This window comes from Amycolatopsis sp. NPDC003676, from assembly GCF_053587275.1.
Map to the genome: position 1 here is coordinate 1 of NZ_JBSFNS010000143.1, position 17,859 is coordinate 17,859.

Consider the following 17,859-nt stretch of genomic DNA (forward strand, 5'->3'; position numbering starts at 1 on the left):
GCTCGGCGTGCGGCTCGACGTCTCGCTGCCCGGCTTGGCGAAGGCCGACGCCGACCAGCTGGTCGAGCAGGCGCACCAGGTCTGTCCCCTCACGGACCTCGGCATCGCGCGCCAGGCCTATCGACGGAGTCACGACCCGAGCAAACCGCGCTCAAAAGCCACCGCCACCGCGGCCGCGCGGTCCTTCACGCCGAGCTTCGCGTACGCGTGCAGCAAATGCGTCTTCACTGTCGCCTCGCTGATGAAGAGCTTCTTCGCCGCTTCCTTGTTCGTCGACCCCCGCGCGACGAGATTCAGCACCTCGATTTCGCGCTGCGACAACGGTTCCTGGGCCGGTGCGCGCATCTGGCCCATGATCCGGCTCGCGACCGCGGGGGAGAGGACCGCCTCGCCGCGGGCGGCGGCGCGGACGGCGCGGAACAGTTCCTCGCGCGGCGAATCCTTCAGCAGGTAACCGGTCGCGCCCGCCTCGATCGCGGGCAGCACGTCGGAATCCGTGTCGTACGTGGTCAGCACGAGCACGCGCGCGGGATTGCCGAGGCGGGCGAGTTCGGTGATCGCGGCGACGCCGTCGGTGCCGGGCATCCGCAGGTCCATCAGTACGACGTCCGGCTTCAACGCCTCGGCGAGCGTGACCGCCTCGGCCCCGTGCGCGGCCTCGCCCAACACCTCGAAGCCGCGTTCGCCGGTGAAGATGCCGCGCAGCCCGTCGCGGACGATCGGGTGGTCGTCGGCGATGAGCAGGGTGATGGTCATGAGGCCCCCTCGGTCGGGTCCAGTGTCGCAGCCGGGACGGCGGGCAGGCGCACCGAGATCGCGGTGCCGCCGCCCGGTTCGGACTCGACGTGCAGGGTTCCGGCGAGCCGTTCCGCGCGCCGTCGCATGCCGGGCAGGCCGTGGCCGCCTTCGGGAGACGGCGGGGTGGGCGGCTGCGCCGGGTCGAAGCCGACGCCGTCGTCGCGCGCGTCCAGCGTCACCTCGTCGCCCATGTACGACAGGGTGATCCCGGCTCGGCCCGCCTGCGCGTGTCTGGCCACATTGGACAGTGCTTCCTGGGTGATCCGCAGCAGGGTCGCCTCTAGCTCCGGATGCAGCGGAACAGCGGTCCCGGTGGTCGAGAACTCGGCGGGCACGCCGGTGCGTTCGCTCCACAGCCGCGCGACCTCGGCGAGCGCCTCGGGCAGCGTCGCGGTTTCGAGCGGCTCCGGGTGCAGTGCGGCGACCGAACGCCGGGCGGCGGTGAGATTTTCCCGCGCGAGCTGGGTCGCCGAGGCGAGGTGACGTTCCCATTCCGCCGGGTCGGCGCGGGCCTGCGCGGCGGCTTCGAGCTGGGTGATGATCCCGGTGAACCCCTGCGCGAGCGTGTCGTGGATTTCCTGGCTCAGCCGCTGCCGCTCGTCGAGCACGCCTGCCTCGCGCGCCTGCGTGAGCAACTGCCGCTGCAGCCCGCGGTTCTCCGCCTCGGCCGCCGTCAGCTGGTCGAGCATCCGCTTGCGTTCTTGATTTTGCCTGCCCACCGCGGCGAAAAGCGCGCCGCCGCCGCCGATCGCCGCGGTCTGCACGATCACGATCGTGCCCCAGATGCCCGGCGACACCGACAGTGCGTGGATCGGCCCGCCGAGCGTCATGGTGTTGATCAGCAGCGACGTGATGCCCACGCCGAGCACCGCGACCGGCATCGGCTTCATCCGCATCGCCGCGAAGAACCCGTAGACCATGAAGATGATGAAGTACGCGTCGCGCGACTGGAGGACCGAGCCGAACCCGACGACCCCGGCGAACGCCGCGGCGGAGGCGATCGGGTGCTCGCGCAGCTTCGGGCTGAGAACGAAAGTGGTGAGCGCCAGCCACACCGCGGCCCCGGCGGCGATCAGCACGGTGGCGATCCGGTGTGCGTTCGGCTGGTCGGTCAGCGCGCTCAACAGTGTCGGGACGACCAGGAGAACCCACGCGAGCGCCGTCTCCACCTGGGCGAACCATCGGTGCCACCGCACGGGCTTGTCGCCGGGCCGAGGCACGGCGGGCGGCATCAGCGAACCGCGCCAGTCGAGTTCGACGTCCCGGACGTCCTCGAATCTCACGCCTTCAGATCCTTGAGCTGCGGCCAGATCTCGGCCCAGCTGCCGATCCGGCCGTCGAGCTGCCAGATCGGCATGTGCCGGCTGGCGTTCGGGACGCCCAGCCGGTTGTCGACCTCGCCGACGATGCGCGCGGACCGGAAGTGCGCCGCCAGCTTCGCCGGTTCGCGGCCGACGAACAGCACGGTGTCCGCCTTGTCGTCCGGCCGCCCGAAGTACCAGAATCCGCGGCTGGCGCTGTACGCCTCGGGCAGGCCCTGATCAGGCCCGTACCGGCCGAGCGCGCCCGCCTGCCAGTAGCCGCCGGTGACGAGCGCGGTGCGGGTTCGCTGCTCGGGCGGCAGCGCGCGGTACTGCTTGGCGACGGACGCGGCCAGATCCGGCCAGCCGTACTCCTCCATCGCGTACGCCGGGCGAGGTGCGGTCGGATGCTCGACCAGCCACTGCTCCGGCCACACCGGGAGCGCGTAGGGAAGGCTGTACAGCGCGGACAGGACGAACATCGGCCACGTCGGCACCCAGCGCCACCACAGCGCGGGCCGCGGCCGGTCCTGCAGATGCACTGCGGCGGCCGCCCACAGCAAGCCGAAAGTGCCTGCGGCGTAATAGAACCGGCCGTTGCCGATCAGGAAGAGCGCGAAGACGCCGAGCGCGGTCCAACCGAGGAATCGGTACGCGCGCAGCCGAGAACTGCCGACCAGCACTGTCAGTCCGTACAGCACGCCTAGCGCGCCGATGACCCAACCGGCCCCGGCGAGCAGCGCTGGCACGAACATCGCCCGGCCGCCCGCCTCCTCGACTTCGCGCGACACCGCGTCGCCCATGCCGAGCTGCGGCCAGCCGTTCGAGGCCTGCCAGAGCAATGTCGGCACACACGCGACAGCGGCGATCGCCGCGCCCAGCCACAGTTTCGGGCGGCGCAACAGGTCTCGCGGTCCGAAAATGAGCGCGGTGATCGCCGTGACCGCCCAGAACCCGCCGATCAGGAACTTCACGTTCAGCCCGACCGCCGTCGCGACGCCGAGCCACAGCAGCAGATTGTCGTCGCGGGTGCGGATCCAGCGCACCAGCAGCCACAGCACGATCGTCCACAGCAGCGGGTCCACAGTGGACGTCGCGAGGTAGTGGCCGCTGCCGACGAACTGCCCGCAGATCGCGTACGCCGCGGCGGCGCGGATCTGCGCCTTGCGCTCGCCGCCCATTTCGCGGGCGATGAGCGCGGTGAACACGACGCCCGCGGCGGTCGCCAGTATCGCCGGGATCCGGAACACGACGAGCGAGCCCGGCGCGATCGAGTTCGCCAGCCAGGCGAGGAACGGCAGCACCGGCGGCTGGTCCGCGTAACCCCACGCGAGGTGTTTGCCCGCGGCGAGGAAGTACAGCTCGTCGCCGAAGTAGCCGTAGCGGCCGGCGGTGGCGAGGAGTACGGCGGCGGTCCCTGCGGCGAGCAGGAAGACCGGCCGCCGAGCGAACTCGGCGAGCGCGCGGTTCGGCGTGCTCGGTGCGGTGGCCGTGGTCACGGCGTCCATCCTGCTCCCTGTCGGCGGATCGGGGGCTGGCCTCGCCCGCACCCTACGGGCGAGGCCTGACGCCGCCGTACTGCGGGTGGCGCCGGTCAAGCGCCGGTGTTCGCCAGGTGGGGCCAGATTTCCGGCCACGGCTGCCGCCTCGCGGTCGCGAGCCACATCGGCGTGCCGTCGAGCACACTCGGCTTCGCGTTCCCGGTCGTCACGGTTCCGACCGGCTCGAGGTGGGCGAAGTGCCCGAGCAGCGGTCGAGGATCGAATCCGACGAACAGGACGTCGCGCGCCGAATCGGGCGGCACGACCAGGGTGGCGTACCCGCGGTTCGGGCTGGTCGGCTCGGGCAGGCCCAGATCAGGGCCGTAGCGGTCGAGCGCGCTCGCAGTCCAGTACGTCTCGCCGACGATCGCGGTGTGTGCCGGGTCGGGCACGCGATGGAACGCGCGGGCGACCGATTGCGCGGCTTCCGGCCAGCCGACCTCGCCGAACGAGAAGGCGGGCGTCGGCAGCGACGGGTTCTTCTCGACCCAGGAATGCGGCCACACCGGCAGGGCCGCAGGCAGCATCAGCAGCGCGGAAAGCACGTAGACCGGCCAGGTCGGGATCCAGCGCCACCACCGCGACGCCTGCCCCTTCTCAAGCTCCACCGCCGCGACCGCCCAGCACGGCGCGAACATTCCCGCGATGTAATACGACCGGCCGTTCACCGCGATGAACACCACGGCGAGCGCGAGCGTGGTCCAGGCGAGGAAGCGGTAGGAACGCAACCGCGGCGAACGCAGCAGCCGCCACAGGCCGTAGCCCAGCAGCACGGCCCCCACCGGGACGCCCGCGAGCAGCAGCGCCTGCGGGAGCCAGGACAGCCGCCCGCCCCAGGATTCGCTGACCTCGTTCGAGATCGCCGCGCCCATGCTGAGCTGCGGCCAGCCGTGCTGCGCCTGCCAGACCAGCGTCGGGACCAGCGCCAGTGCGGCGATCGCGGCGCCCGCCCACAGCATCGGACGGCGCAGCAGTTCGCGCGGACCGCAGATCAGCAGCGCGATCCCGGCGACGATCCAGAATCCGCCGATCAGGAACTTCACGTACAACGCGAGCGCGGTGACGACTCCGGCCCACAGCAGCAGGCCGTCGCGCCGGGTGCGGATCCAGCGGACGACCAGCCAGAGCAGGACGGTCCAGAGGAACGGATCCAGCGTCGAGGTCGCCAGGTAGTGGCCGCCGGCCACGAAATTCGTGCAGGCGGCGAAGGTCGCGGCAGTGATGACCTGCGCGCGGGTGCGGCCGCCGAGTTCGCGGGCGATGAGCGCGGCGAACACGACCCCGGCGAGCATCGCCAGCATCGCCGGGAGCCGCAGGACGAACAGCGAATCCGGCGCGATCGCGTCCATCGCGCGGGCGAGCAGCGGCAGCAGCGGCGGCTGGTCCACGTAACCCCAGGCCAGATGCCGTCCGGCGGCGAGAAAGTACAGCTCGTCGCCGAAATAGCCGTAATTGTTCGCGGTGAGCACCAGCGGCACCGCCATCAGCGCGACGATGCCGAACACGGGCATCCGGGCGAACGGCGCGACCGAGCGGTTGGCCGTGGTTTCTTCCTGTGTCGCAGTCATCGCGCTCACTCCCAGCGGAAGAATCGGGCGGCGAGCGTCGAACACACGACGGCGACCACCGCGAGGGCGACCATCGGCAGCCAGTGCGGTGCGTGTCCGGCTGCGGTTTCGCGCAGGCTGCCGAGCGTCGCGCCGAGCGGCAGGATGTCGGCGATGTGCTGCAGCACCGGCGGCAGCTGTTCCTTCGGCACCCAGACCCCGCCGAGCGCGAGCATCGGGAAGAACACGGCCGCGCCGATCCCGTTCGCCGCGCGGGCGCTCGGTACGAACGCGGCGAGCAGGGTGCCGACTGAAAACAGCGACACCGCGCCCAGGAGCGCGACCGCGAGGAACCCGCCCGGGTTCCTCGGCAGCGCCATGCCGAGCGCGAGCGTGCCCACCCCCACGACGAGCACGATCGCGACGACCGCGATGGCGAGGTTCACCAGCAGTTGCGCGGCCAGCAGCCGCGACGGCGGCATCGGGCTCGCCGCCAGCCGCTTCAGCACCCCTTTCTCCCGGTGCGCGGCCATCGCGCCGGGCAGCATGTACACCGCGAGAATCCCGAGCAGGAGCGCCACCGCCATCGGCGCGATCAGCGTGGCCAGCGCCGACTGGCCGCCGTGCTCGGCGCTGGGTTCGCGCGACCCCGGCATCAGCCCGAACACCAGCACCAGCGCCAGCGGGATCCCGAGCACCACGGCGGGAGCACCGGGGTCGCGGAGGAAGATCTTCGCCTCGGCGACGGTCAGTTTCGACAACACTTCCGGTTCCCCCTCAGTCCAGTTTCCGGCCGGTCAGCGCGACGAAGGCGTCGTCGAGGCTGGCCTGCTCCACCCGCAGATCGCCCGCCACCACGTCGGCGCGGGCGAGGAACGACGTCACCGCCTGCAGCGCGCCGGCGCCGCCGGTCACCACGAGATGCGTGCCGTTCCGCTCGACCTTCAGCACGTCCGGCAGCCCGGCCAGCTCCCGCGGCTCGACCGGCGCGGACGGGCGGAACCGGATGCGCTGCTCCCCGCCGACCCGGCCGACCAGCCCCGCCGGGGTGTCGGTCGCGACGACGAGCCCGGCGTCGATCACCGCGATCCGGTCGCACAGCCGTTCCGCTTCCTCCATGAAGTGCGTGACCAGCACGACCGTCACGCCCTGGGCGCGGACCGCTTCAACGAGATCCCAGGTGTCGCGGCGGGCCTGCGGGTCGAGACCGGTCGTCAGTTCGTCGAGCACCACCACCTCGGGACTGCCGACGAGCGCGAGCGCGATCGACACGCGCTGCTGCTGTCCGCCGGAAAGCTTGCGGTAGAACGTGTTCCGTTGCTCAGTGAGCCCGAGCAGGTCCATCAGCCGCTCCGGATCCGCCGGAGTGCGGTACATCGCGGCGAACAGGTCGAGGACCTCGGCGACGCGCAACCGGTCGGGCAGCCGGCTTTCCTGCAGCTGGACGCCGAGGCGCTGGCGCAGCTCGCGGACGTCGCGCCGCGGGTCGAGCCCGAGAACCGAAACGGTGCCGCCGTCGGGGGAGCGCAGACCCTCGACGCATTCGACCGTGGTCGTCTTGCCCGCCCCGTTGGGGCCGAGGATCCCGAAGATCTCGCCCCGCTCCACGGTGAACGAAACGTCTTCCACCGCCGTTTTCTCGCGGTAGCGCTTCCGGAGGTTTCGCACCTCGATGACCGGCATTGTCCGCCGTCCCCTCTCGAATCGCAGCGGTTGCTGTATTCGAGAATCCCGGCTGGAGCGGCCGATCGGATCAGCGGAACGGTGCGACTTCCGGTCCACCGGCTGTCAGCCGCGCATCCACCGATCGGTGGATGCGGAAGTAGATCATCGGGTTGTCGCGGCCGGTGTGGACGATGCTGTCGACGCCGAGTTCGCGCCTGAGTTCGTCAAGCCGAGCGTACGCGTGTTTCGCCCGGGCGCGGGCGGCGGTGAAGTACGGAGTCTGCGTTTTTCCCAGCCAGCGCACCACTTCGGTGCCTTCGGTGAACGGCAGCGGGGTCCCGCGGTGGAACACGTCGTGCACGCTCACTGCGGCGTCGATCTTCGGGAAGACGTCGGCGAGGTACCACCTCGCGAAGCGCGCGCCGTGGTCGGCGTCGATGAAGAGATAGTCCACATCGGACAGCCAGTCGGCGGTGAGCGTGCGCGCGTCGCCCTGGCGGAACTCCCAGCGGCCCTTGGCCAGCGCGTGCGGGACGGTCTTGGTGGCATTCCCGATGAGGTCGATCGTGGTCAGCTTGCCGGAGCCGTTGTCCGCGAGCGCGCGCAGGATCCAGCTAGTGGACCAGCCGTGCAGCGAACCGATCTCCACGACCTTTTCCGGGCGCAGATGGCGCAGGAGCAGGTAGGTGATCTCCGCCTCGACGTCGTCCAGCTGGGTCTTCATCGTGGGGTGCGCGCGGCGGTGCGCTCGCTGGGCGTCCTTCGCGGCGCGCAACGCTTCGGTGTGCTCGCGGTAGAGCGAGCACACGAGGTCGAGCGTCACCTGGTTTGCGGTTCGTTCCATGCCGCTGATCGTGGCCGGGGGAGCCGTTCCGGGTAATCCGGCTGACCGCCGGGCAGGGGTGGGGAATTCCCCCGTTCCCGGTTAGGGATGCCTGCGCCAGCCGAGTGTCATGTCCTTTGTGGACAGCCAGGCGGCGAGGTCGTAGCCGTGCGCGGCGAGCCCTTCGACGGCAGCGTAGGCGACTTCGAGCGCGTACTCGCCGTCTTCTTGGGAGAGCAGGTTTCCGGCGACAGCGGCGAGCAGTTCGTCGGTGTCGATCACCCGGACCGAGATCTTGTCCTTGAGCACGAGGTCGAGGTAGAGATCGGTGGCGACCCAGCGCGGGCCGTCGCGGTGCACGCGCACCACGTCGAGGTAGAAGTCCTGGTCGCGTTCGTGGCCGGGGCTGAACCAGAAGTCGGTGATCCGCAGCCCGAGCTCCGGAAGCAGCCAGGATTCGAGGTAGTGGAACTGCGCCCGCCCCGGCGCCGGCCGGGCCAGGTACAGGCCGAAGCGCTCCTCGCGGAACTCCTCCACGTCGCGGCGGATGCCCTTGTTGTCGATGTTCACGCGGGCGGCCGGGTCGAACGTCTCGACCTTCGGCGGGTGCAGATCGGTCATCCGCCCATCCTGCCTTGCCCGCGCCCTTCGCGAGAATCGCCGGAACGCCGGTCAGGGGCCCGGCCGAGAGGCTAAAGTTCGCGAGTCGTTCGGTTCTCCTGGGGGGACAAGCACTTGTTCGGGATCATCAGACCCTGCCGGCACCGGCTGGCTGGGCGGCTGCACGCGGACTGGATGGCACACCTGTGCGGCCTCTGCCTGGCCCTGCGCGACCAGCACGGCCAGTTCGCCCGGGTCGTGACGAACTACGACGCGCTGATCGTATCGGCGCTGGTCGAGGCACAGACGCCGAGCGGACCCCGGCGTGCTGCGGGACCCTGCCCGCTGCGGTCGATGCGCCCAGCGTCCGTCGCGGTCGGCGACGGCGCCCGGCTCGCGGCGGCGGTTTCGCTGGTACTGGCTTCGGCGAAGGTCGACGACCACGTCGCCGACCGGGACGGCGCTTTCGCCCGGCGTCCGGTCGCTGGGGCAGCGCGGCTAGTTGCTCGCCGGTGGGCCGCACAAGGCGGTCGGACGGGCGCTGGCATCGGCTTCGACACCGCGGTGCTGACCGAAGCGGTCGGTCGGCAGGGGGAGCTGGAGCGGGCCATTCGTGCCGGAGACTCGCCGCTGCTGGCGACCGAACCGGCCGAACTGGCGTCGTCCGCGGCGTTCGCGCAGACCGCGGTGCTGGCTGGCCGCCCCGGCAACCGCGCTCCGCTCGCCGAGGCGGGACGGCTGTTCGGGCGGGTGGCGCACCTGCTCGACGCGGTCGAAGACCTGGCTGCGGATGCCGCGTCCGGTGCGTGGAATCCGTTGCTGGCCACGGGAACCGCGCTGGACGAGGCCCACCGGTTGTGCACGGACGCGGTGCTCGGGGTCGAGCTGGCACTGCGGGAGGCGGAGTTCGCTGATTCGGCTCTGCTGCACGCGCTGCTGGTGCACGAGCTGCGACAGGCGGTTCGGCGGGCGTTCGGGCATCACCACTTGCACGGGCACGGGGTACATGGCCAGCAGCCGCCGCCCGGGTGGATCGGGCCGGGGCCTGCGCCGCAGCAGTCGCCTTACGGACCGGGGATCGGTGCGCCTGGGCCCGGGCAGCCGGGATACGGCCAGCAGCCGGGGATGCCCGGGTACGGGCCGCCGCCGGGCTACGGCGCTCCGGTTCCCGGCTACGGACCTGCCGGGATGCCCGGCCCCGGCGGCCCCGCGGGCCCTCCCGGGCCTGGCGGGCCTGGCGGGCCTGGTGGACCAGGCGGGCCGGGAGGTCCGGACGGTCCCGGACCGCCGGAGGGCGGGGACTCCCTGGACGGCAAGGGCGGCGGCTGCTGGATTCCGAAGTTCGCGGTGCCGCCGAAACGCCGGAACTTCTTCGCGGGCTGCGCGATCGCGACGTACATGTGCTGCTCCTGCCAGTTCTGCTGCCGCGATCCGTACCCGGGCCCCTGGAGCGGCGAACCGAACGGCGCCGACTGCGACTGCGGCTGCGACTGCTGCAACGGGTGCGACTGCGACTGCTGCGGCGGATGCGACTGCTGCAGCTGCTGAGCCGGAAGCTCGTGCGGGGCCCCAGGACTCCCCGCGGAGCTCGCCGCATGCCGTGCCCAAGCCAGGCCGCGTGCGGGCCCGGGGCCGCGAATCCGCCCCGGAAGAGCGATAGATCCCCAGCTCACACCGGCCGTCGCGGAAATTGTCGGTGCCCCGGCCTACCCTGGTTCTCGTGGCTTTCGCAACCGAACACCCCGTCCTCGCCCAGTCCGACTTCCGCCCGGTTTCCGAGGTGCCTCGCGCCGGCGGCCGGTTCGAGGTGGTCAGCGAGTACCAGCCCGCCGGCGACCAGCCGGCGGCCATCGACGATCTCGAACGCCGGATCCGCGCGGGCGAGAAAGACGTCGTGCTGCTCGGCGCCACCGGCACCGGCAAATCGGCCACCACCGCGTGGCTGATCGAACGCGTCCAGCGGCCCACTCTGGTGATGGCCCCGAACAAGACGCTGGCCGCGCAGCTGGCCAACGAGCTGCGCGAGCTGTTCCCGCACAACGCGGTCGAATACTTCGTCAGCTACTACGACTACTACCAGCCCGAGGCGTATATCGCGCAGACGGACACGTACATCGAGAAGGACTCGTCGATCAACGACGACGTCGAACGGCTGCGCCACTCCGCCACGATGAACCTGCTCTCGCGCCGCGACGTCATCGTGGTCGCGTCGGTGTCCTGCATCTACGGCCTCGGCACGCCGCAGTCGTACCTCGACCGGTCCACGAAGCTGGAGGTCGGCGCCACGGTGGAGCGCGACGTGCTGCTGCGCGCGCTGGTCGACGTGCAGTACTCGCGCAACGACATCGCCTTCGCGCGCGGCACCTTCCGCGTCCGCGGCGACACGGTGGAGATCATCCCGGCGTACGAGGAGCTGGCGATCCGCGTCGAGTTCTTCGGCGACGAGATCGACAAGCTGTACTACTTGCACCCGCTCACCGGCGACATCGTGCGCGAGGTCGACGAGGTCCGGATCTTCCCGGCCACGCACTACGTCGCCGGGCCGGAGCGGATGGAAAAGGCGATCCGCGGCATCGAGGCCGAGCTGGAAGAGCGGCTGGCCGAGCTGGAGAAGCAGGGCAAGCTGCTGGAGGCCCAGCGGCTGCGGATGCGCACCGCCTACGACATCGAGATGATGCGGCAGGTCGGCTTCTGCTCCGGCATCGAGAACTACTCGCGGCACATCGACGGCCGCGGCGCGGGTTCCGCGCCCGCCACGCTCATCGACTACTTCCCGGAAGACTTCCTGCTGGTCATCGACGAATCGCACCAGACGGTGCCGCAGATCGGCGGCATGTACGAGGGCGACATGAGCCGCAAGCGCAACCTCGTCGACTACGGGTTCCGGCTGCCGAGCGCGGTCGACAACCGGCCGCTGACCTGGGAGGAGTTCTCCGACCGGATCGGCCAGACGGTGTACCTGTCGGCGACGCCGGGCCCGTACGAGATGGGCCAGACCGGCGGCGAGTTCGTCGAGCAGGTCATCCGGCCCACCGGCCTGGTCGACCCGAAGGTGGTCGTGAAGCCGACCGAGGGGCAGATCGACGACCTGGTGCACGAGATCCGGGAGCGCGCGGACAAGGACGAGCGCGTCCTGGTCACCACGCTCACCAAGAAGATGGCCGAGGACCTCACGGACTACCTGCTGGAGCTGGGCATCCGCGTCCGGTACCTGCACTCGGAGGTCGACACGCTGCGCCGGGTCGAGCTGCTGCGCCAGTTGCGCGCGGGCGACTACGACGTCCTGGTCGGCATCAACCTGCTGCGCGAGGGCCTCGACCTGCCCGAGGTGTCGCTGGTCGCGATCCTCGACGCGGACAAGGAAGGCTTCCTGCGCAGCGGCACGTCGCTGATCCAGACCATCGGCCGCGCGGCGCGAAACGTGTCCGGCGAGGTCCACATGTACGCGGACAAGATCACCGACTCGATGCAGTACGCGATCGAGGAGACTGACCGCCGCCGCGCCAAGCAGGTCGCCTACAACGAGGAGCGCGGCCTCGACCCGCAGCCGCTGCGCAAGAAGATCGCCGACATCCTCGACCGCGTCTACAACGAAGCGGAAGACTCGGACGAGTCGGTCGCGGTCGGCGGCTCGGGCCGCAACGCCTCGCGCGGCAAGAAGCCGGAACAGGGCGACCGCGTCCGCAGCTCGGGCATGCTGACCGACAAGAACGTGTCGTCGATGCCGCGCGCCGAACTGGCCGACCTGATCCAGCAGATGACCGACCAGATGATGCAGGCCGCCCGCGACCTGCAGTTCGAACTGGCCGCCCGGCTGCGCGACGAGGTCTCCGACCTGAAGAAGGAACTGCGGGGGATGGACGCTGCCGGAATCAAGTAGTTACACCATCTCGGGTACCCTTACACCATGGCGATGAACATCAAGGATCCGGAAGCGGAGCGCTTGGCAGCCGAGGTCGCCGAGCTGACCGGCACCACTAAAACCGGGGCGGTCCGCGAGTCTCTTCAGCTGCGCCGGGACCAGCTGCGCAAGCACGAGGACGCTGAACAGCGGCTGAAGCGGTTGCGCCGGATGCTCGAAGAGGAGATCTGGCCGCTCATCCCGCCCGAGGAGCTGGGAAAGCCGCTCTCCAAGGAGGAGGAAGAAGACATTCTCGGATTCGGGCCGGAGGGCGTGTGATCCTCGACAGTTCCGCGATCGTGGCGATTCTCCTGCGCGAGCCAGGCCACGATCGGCTCGAAGAACGCCTCGCCGAGGCCGCCGCGCCGAGAATTGGCGCACCGACCTTGGTGGAGGTGGGCGTCGTCTTGACGGTGCGGCTGGGTTCCCGGGGGAGGCTGGCCCTGGCCAGGTTCATGCAGGACAACCGCATCGCGGTGGTCCCCTTCACCGAGGAACACAGCGAGATCGCCACTGACGCCTTCAGTCAGTTCGGGAAAGGCCGTCATCCGGCGAAGCTGAATCTCGGCGACTGCCACAGCTATGCCACCGCCAAGATCGCCGGAGAACCGCTGCTCTGCATCGGCGACGACTTTCCCCAAACCGACCTCGAGCTGGTCAAACTGGGAGAGAACTGACGGCGATCAGCCGAATGGGACCCCCGGCCCGGGGGTGCGCTCCGAACTGAGGCACCCCCGGTTCCCGGACCCTCGCTTCGACTTTCACAGAAACATGCGTCCGAAGCAATGGGTGTGCGGGCAGAGCTGAGGCAAGAAAGTCTCTAATCCCGCGATTTCCCGGGAAAGGACCAACCGAAAGGTCAGCGCTTCAGCACCTTCTCCACGTAAGCCTTCACCGCCGCCAGCGCCGGTTCCGACCGCCACAGCCGTTCCACCTGCGCGTCGTCGGACACGCGGTTCTCCGCGATCCGCTGGTGGTACGGCTGCCGCAGCTGCTGCTTCGTGTGCGCGAAAGCCTCCGTGGGCAGTTCGCCGAGCCGGGCGGCCAGTTCGCGTGCGCGGGTGAGCACGTCCTCGGCGGGCACGACCTCGTCGACCAGGCCGCGGTGGACGGCGTCGGCCATGGTGACCGTCGCGCCGCTGTAGATCAGGGACGGCAAGGGCGTCGTCCCGTAGGTGCAGCGCAGGATTTCCAGCGCCGACAACGGGAACGGCACGCCCACGAGCAGCTCCGTCACGCCGATGCGGCCGGGGCCGTCCGCGGCGATCCGGTGGTCGCACGCCGCCGCCAGGACCATGCCGCCCGCGATGGCGTGGCCGTTCACCGCCGCCACCACCGGGCGCGGGAAGCCGAAGACGGCCAGGAACGCGTCCGACAGCGCCGGCAGGAAATCGCCGACGTAGCGCGCGCCGCCCTCGTCGACGGCGAGCAGGTCCACTCCGGCGGAGAACATGTCGCCGGAGCCGGTGAGCACGACCGCGCGCGCTCCGGCCGCGTCGGCCTCTTCGAGTCTGATCACCAGCTCTTTGCAGGTGGCGGTGTCGAGGGTGTTGCCGCGCCCGTGTTCGAGGGTCACGAGTGCGACGCCGGCATCGAGTTCCAGGTGGATCGTCACGCGCCGAACCGTACCGGACGTCCGCCTCAGCTGGTGACGTCCTTGCGTGCGAACCGGCGGCCAGCGAGCAGCAGGAACACCGTCGTGTAGATGACCGACGACAACACGCCGCTGGCCAGGTTCGTCCAGTCGATGTCCGTGGAGATCAAGTCGATCCAGGCGAACGAATAGTGCGTCGGCAGATAGTTCCGCAAGCCCTCCAAAGCGGTGATCTGGTCGAGGATCTGCGACAGGATCGCCACCAGCACCGTCCCGCCGACCGCGCCCAGCGGCGCTTCCGTCGACACGCTCAGCAGCAGCGCGAGCCCGGCGACCCAGGCCAGCTGCACCACGATGTACACAGTGGACATCAGCAGCGCCAGCAGGCTGTCGCCGAAGCTGACCGCGTCGCCGGTCGGGCTGATCGCGTCGCCCGCGCCGTACCAGATGATGCCGACCAGCAGCGAAACCACCGGCAGCAGCACCAGCGCGGCGATCGACAGCAACCCGGACACCACGGCCTTCTGCCGCAGCAGCCGATGCCGCGGCACCGGGATCGCCAGCAGGTACTTCAGGCTCGACCACGACGATTCGCTCGCGATCGTGTCGCCGAAGAACAACGCGACGATCATCGGCAGCAGGAACGTGCCGGACACGAAGAACGCGAGCACCACGAAGTTCGGCGCGCTCGCCGTCGCGAGGTCCACGAAGCCGCCGGAGCGGCGGTTGGGACTGGACTGCCCGATCTGGAACGCCACCACCAGGATGAACGGCAGCACCGCGACGAACGCCAGCACCAGCTGGGTCCGCCGCCGGCGCAGCTGCCGTTTCAGCTCCACGCTCAACCGCAGTGTCCGGTCGGCGCGATAGCCCGCCACCGCGCCGTCCGGGCCGACCTCGGCCGGTTCCGCCGTGGCCAGATCGCTCAGTTCCTGCAGTGCGGCCGGGTCGGTGTGGACCCCGCCGGAACTGTTGCCCTCGCTCATGAATCCTCTCCCACCAGCTGCAGGAACGCGTCTTCGAGCCGGCGGCGCGGCCCGGCCTGCTCCACCGCGACTCCGGCGCGCACGAGCGCCGCGACCGCGTCGGCGCGCGGCAGCCCGTCGAGATTCGCGTGCACCAGATCGCCCTCGGTTTCGATGTCCGACACACCGCCGACGCCCTTGAGCGCCGCCGCGGCCGCCGCCGGGTCGCCGACCCGGAACGTGGCCTCGCCGCTCGAGGCCGCCAGCTCGCCGACCTCGCCCGAGGCCACGAGCCTCCCGCGGTGCATGACCACCACGTGCGAACACGTCTGCTCGACCTCGGCCAGCAGGTGGCTCGAGACGACGACGGTGCGCCCGGTGGCGGCGTAGCGCTGCAGGACCTCCCGCATCTGGTGGATCTGCGGCGGGTCGAGCCCGTTGGTCGGTTCGTCGAGCACCATCAGCTCCGGCAGCCCGAGCATCGCCTGCGCGATCGCGAGCCGCTGCCGCATGCCCTGGCTGTAGGTCTTCACCCGCCGGTGCACCGCGTCGCCGAGCCCGGCGATCTCCAGCGCCTCGGTGAAATGCGCCTTCTCGACCGGCCGCCCGGTCGCCGCCCAGTACAGCTCCAGGTTCGCCTTGCCGGACAGATGCGGCAGGAATCCGGAGCCCTCGACGAACGACCCGATCCGCGACAGCACCGGCGCGCCCGGCGCGATCCGGTGGCCGAACACGCGGATCTCGCCCGCGGTCGGCGTGATCAGGCCCATCAGCATCCGCAGCGTGGTCGTCTTGCCCGCGCCGTTCGGCCCGAGCAGGCCGAGCACCTGGCCCGGTTCGACGCGGAACGACAGGTCCGCCACCGCGGTGAACCCGCCCGCGTACTGCTTTTTCAGCCCCTTGATCACCAGCGGGGTGTTCGCGAGTTCCGGGTCGACGTCGTGCGCCCGCCGCCGCCGGATCACCGCGACCACGACGACCGCGATCGCGATCAGCAGCGTCGCGCCGATGCCGATCAGCTGCCCGACCGGCAGCGGAGCGCCGACCGACGCGCCAGGCACCACGGGGACGGCAAGTGCCGCACCGGAAGCGAGCCCGACCCGGAACACTCCCGGCTGCGTCGGCACCGAGTACGCCTGGTCGGTCGTGCCGACGACGAGCCGCAGCGAATGCCCGGAGTCGATCGGCCGCACGACGCCCGGCAGCGTCACCGTGACGTCGACCGGCGTGCCGTCGGCGGGCAGCCCGGTGACCCGGAACGGCGCGACCGCGTTCGCGGGCAGCACGCGGGTGCCGTCCTGGCCGACGTCGTACAGCTTTGCGAACAGCACCGCCTCCGGCTGCGGATGCGCCGGATCGGTCGCGACCCGCAGCCGGACCGTGCTCGAACCGGACAGCAGCACCTGGCTGTCGAACGGCGCGGTGCCGAACTGCGCGGCCTGCCCCGGCGGGTCGCTGCTGAACAGCGGAGCCAGCCGCGAGGTGCCGGACGCGAGCCCGTTGAGCCCCGGAATCCCGCTCACCGCGGCCGGATTCGCGCCCGCGGGCCGGACGATCGGCTGCGCCGGACCGCTGAGCGCCACCTGCTTGCGCTCGGTCCCGTCGCCGTTCAGGCCGGGATACGCGGCGGTGTTGACCGTCCGCACCGACGGGGTTCCGTTGGCGCGCAACGTGCCTTGAACGTCGTAGCTGAATCCGCGGCCCGGGTCGCCCTGGCCGGTGAGCGACGACCACAGGAAGTCGCCGATCTTCGCGCGCAGCTGCGGCCCGGGAATGCCGCCGTCGTGGCCGCCGGTGTACCAGATCGTGCGCACCGATCCGCCCGCCGCGGTGATCTGCCGCGCGGTGGCGTCGGACTGGTCGAGCCCGAACAGCGTGTCGCTCTCGCCTTGGACGAGCAGCGTCGGCGCGGTGATCTTGCCGGTGACCGACGAGGGGGAGACTCGGTGCAGCAGCGCGACCGTTTCTGGGCTGGCTTTGCCGGTGGTCGCGAGTTCCGTGTACGCCTTGCAGACCGGTGCGGTGAACCGTCCGCACGGGTCTGCGGACGGCCGCTCCGACCGAGCCCCAGCTGGTGGCGCGGCGGCTTGCGGTGCGGTGCCGCCGCTGTTGCCCGCGGTGCTGCCGTTGTCGTTGGTCTTCTGTCCCGCTTCCGGCGCTTCGGTGGACGGCGTGCTCGCTGCGGCCGCGCCAGAACCGGCGGAGAAGAAGATGCCCGCCCAGGTCTTTTTGAAGACGCCGTCCGGGGAGAACGCGCCAGCCGCTGGAGTCTTCGCTTCCGGAGCGGTCGTCGCCGCGGCGTTTGGCACGAGGGCTTGGCCGAGGTCGTTGTAGGTGATGACCGGCGCGAGCGCGCGCACTCGGTGGTCGGTCCCGGCTAGCAGGAGTGACAGTGAACCGCCGTAGGACGCTCCGGTTACCCCGATCTCGCGTTGGCCGTCGGCGCCGGTCGCCACTTCGGGGCTCGCCGACAGGCGGTCGACCAGCCTGCGTGCGTCGGCGACCTCGCCGTCGGGGTCGTTCAGGCCGATTTTGCCGGTGCTGTGGCCGAATCCGCGTGCGGACCAGGTGAGCACGACGAAGCCGCGCTGGGCCAGTTCGCGGGCTTGTGGGTCCACGCTGGACTTGTCGCCGCCGAAGCCGTGCGCCAGCAGTACGGCGGGCGCAGGCGTGTGTTCGGGGTAGTAGGTCGTGGTGTCGATGCGGACCTGATCGGGGGAACCGGGGGCGGCGGGCATCGAGAGGAAGGCGTCCTGGGTCCGGACCGGGGCGGGGCCGCGGTCGCGGGTCGCCCAGACGGTCACTGCCGCGGCGGCGACCAGCACCACGGCGGCTGCGGCGACGAGCCGGGAGCCGCGGGTGCGAGGGAACGGGATTCGGGGCACGAAGCGACGTTATGACGATTTTGCTGAGAGTGGGGGACGGGGTTCACACGGATTAGACATGGGCTCACTCGCGGGAGGAGTTGTGGGTGGGGTAGTTGTGGGCGAGTTAGTCGGGGGCGGGTTTGCGGGGGAGGCTCGGCACGCAACTGTGTTTTTGGCGTCGGCTTCGCCGCCGCGCGCGGGATTGCTTTTAGCCGGCGTTTTGGGGTGAGCGGCGGGAGGGGCCTTCGGCCTGTCCC

General features: G+C 70.6%; 15 protein-coding genes. 4 read left to right on the forward strand and 11 right to left on the reverse strand.

The window, feature by feature from the left end:
• Positions 1–129: 129 nt before the first annotated feature.
• The 8 genes from ACWDNU_RS40780 to ACWDNU_RS40815 form a co-directional block, all read right to left on the reverse strand.
• Positions 130–756, reverse strand: coding sequence for a response regulator (locus tag ACWDNU_RS40780; protein WP_009079732.1), 627 nt, complete (start codon positions 754–756; stop codon positions 130–132).
• Positions 753–2,081 (reverse strand): sensor histidine kinase, encoded by a 1,329-nt coding sequence (locus ACWDNU_RS40785; protein WP_449672784.1) that lies wholly within the window; start codon positions 2,079–2,081, stop codon positions 753–755. The genes ACWDNU_RS40780 and ACWDNU_RS40785 overlap by 4 nt, the downstream gene beginning before the upstream one ends.
• A complete protein-coding gene (locus tag ACWDNU_RS40790) occupies positions 2,078–3,598 on the reverse strand; it encodes an ArnT family glycosyltransferase (protein WP_449672795.1) in 1,521 nt (506 codons plus the stop codon). The genes ACWDNU_RS40785 and ACWDNU_RS40790 overlap by 4 nt, the downstream gene beginning before the upstream one ends.
• Positions 3,599–3,693: 95 nt before the next feature.
• Entirely contained in the window at positions 3,694–5,208 is a 1,515-nt protein-coding gene (locus tag ACWDNU_RS40795; protein WP_449672785.1) for an ArnT family glycosyltransferase, read from the reverse strand.
• Between the two features lie 5 nt (positions 5,209–5,213).
• A complete protein-coding gene (locus ACWDNU_RS40800) occupies positions 5,214–5,951 on the reverse strand; it encodes an ABC transporter permease (RefSeq protein WP_370936261.1) in 738 nt (245 codons plus the stop codon).
• Between the two features lie 13 nt (positions 5,952–5,964).
• Positions 5,965–6,870, reverse strand: a complete 906-nt coding sequence (locus ACWDNU_RS40805) for an ABC transporter ATP-binding protein (RefSeq protein WP_449672786.1) — start codon at positions 6,868–6,870, stop codon at positions 5,965–5,967.
• A 70-nt stretch (positions 6,871–6,940) separates the two neighbouring features.
• Complete coding sequence (locus ACWDNU_RS40810) at positions 6,941–7,696, reverse strand: class I SAM-dependent methyltransferase (protein WP_449672787.1); 756 nt, start codon at positions 7,694–7,696, stop codon at positions 6,941–6,943.
• Between the two features lie 81 nt (positions 7,697–7,777).
• Positions 7,778–8,296 (reverse strand): DUF402 domain-containing protein, encoded by a 519-nt coding sequence (locus ACWDNU_RS40815; protein WP_449672788.1) that lies wholly within the window; start codon positions 8,294–8,296, stop codon positions 7,778–7,780.
• A 114-nt stretch (positions 8,297–8,410) separates the two neighbouring features.
• On the opposite strand from ACWDNU_RS40815, the gene ACWDNU_RS40820 reads away from it, so the two are divergent.
• From ACWDNU_RS40820 to ACWDNU_RS40835, 4 genes are all read left to right on the forward strand, one after another.
• Positions 8,411–9,823, forward strand: a complete 1,413-nt coding sequence (locus tag ACWDNU_RS40820; protein WP_449672789.1) for a DUF5685 family protein — start codon at positions 8,411–8,413, stop codon at positions 9,821–9,823.
• A 172-nt stretch (positions 9,824–9,995) separates the two neighbouring features.
• Positions 9,996–12,155 carry an excinuclease ABC subunit UvrB gene (uvrB, locus tag ACWDNU_RS40825; protein WP_449672791.1) on the forward strand — a complete coding sequence of 720 codons (2,160 nt, stop codon included), beginning with the start codon at positions 9,996–9,998 and terminating at the stop codon, positions 12,153–12,155.
• Positions 12,156–12,182: 27 nt separating this feature from the next.
• A complete protein-coding gene (locus tag ACWDNU_RS40830; RefSeq protein ID WP_449672792.1) occupies positions 12,183–12,455 on the forward strand; it encodes a type II toxin-antitoxin system VapB family antitoxin in 273 nt (90 codons plus the stop codon).
• Positions 12,452–12,853 carry a type II toxin-antitoxin system VapC family toxin gene (locus tag ACWDNU_RS40835; protein ID WP_344286472.1) on the forward strand — a complete coding sequence of 134 codons (402 nt, stop codon included), beginning with the start codon at positions 12,452–12,454 and terminating at the stop codon, positions 12,851–12,853. The genes ACWDNU_RS40830 and ACWDNU_RS40835 overlap by 4 nt, the downstream gene beginning before the upstream one ends.
• A gap of 182 nt (positions 12,854–13,035) precedes the next feature.
• Here the strand turns inward: ACWDNU_RS40835 and ACWDNU_RS40840 are convergent, their stop codons facing one another.
• Genes ACWDNU_RS40840 through ACWDNU_RS40850 form a run of 3 tightly spaced genes read right to left on the reverse strand, consistent with a single transcriptional unit; the run spans position 13,036 to position 17,620 of the window.
• Entirely contained in the window at positions 13,036–13,791 is a 756-nt protein-coding gene (locus ACWDNU_RS40840; RefSeq protein ID WP_370936269.1) for an enoyl-CoA hydratase/isomerase family protein, read from the reverse strand.
• A 26-nt stretch (positions 13,792–13,817) separates the two neighbouring features.
• Positions 13,818–14,756: an ABC transporter permease gene (locus tag ACWDNU_RS40845; RefSeq protein ID WP_449672793.1), complete on the reverse strand. Its 939-nt coding sequence runs from the start codon at positions 14,754–14,756 to the stop codon at positions 13,818–13,820.
• On the reverse strand, positions 14,753–17,620 hold the full coding sequence (locus tag ACWDNU_RS40850; RefSeq protein WP_449672794.1) for an alpha/beta fold hydrolase: 2,868 nt from the start codon (positions 17,618–17,620) through the stop codon (positions 14,753–14,755). Before ACWDNU_RS40850 ends, ACWDNU_RS40845 begins: the two co-directional genes overlap by 4 nt.
• Between the last annotated feature and the right edge of the window lie 239 nt (positions 17,621–17,859).

What these genes read in the sequence shown, in the direction of transcription:
- ACWDNU_RS40780 (WP_009079732.1), bottom strand. Translation starts at nt 756, where the DNA reads ATGACCATCACCCTGCTCATCGCCGACGACCACCCGATCGTCCGCGAC.
- ACWDNU_RS40795 (WP_449672785.1), bottom strand. Translation starts at nt 5,208, where the DNA reads ATGACTGCGACACAGGAAGAAACCACGGCCAACCGCTCGGTCGCGCCG.
- ACWDNU_RS40805 (WP_449672786.1), bottom strand. Translation starts at nt 6,870, where the DNA reads ATGCCGGTCATCGAGGTGCGAAACCTCCGGAAGCGCTACCGCGAGAAA.
- ACWDNU_RS40810 (WP_449672787.1), bottom strand. Translation starts at nt 7,696, where the DNA reads ATGGAACGAACCGCAAACCAGGTGACGCTCGACCTCGTGTGCTCGCTC.
- ACWDNU_RS40815 (WP_449672788.1), bottom strand. Translation starts at nt 8,296, where the DNA reads ATGACCGATCTGCACCCGCCGAAGGTCGAGACGTTCGACCCGGCCGCC.
- ACWDNU_RS40830 (WP_449672792.1), top strand. Translation starts at nt 12,183, where the DNA reads ATGGCGATGAACATCAAGGATCCGGAAGCGGAGCGCTTGGCAGCCGAG.
- ACWDNU_RS40845 (WP_449672793.1), bottom strand. Translation starts at nt 14,756, where the DNA reads ATGAGCGAGGGCAACAGTTCCGGCGGGGTCCACACCGACCCGGCCGCA.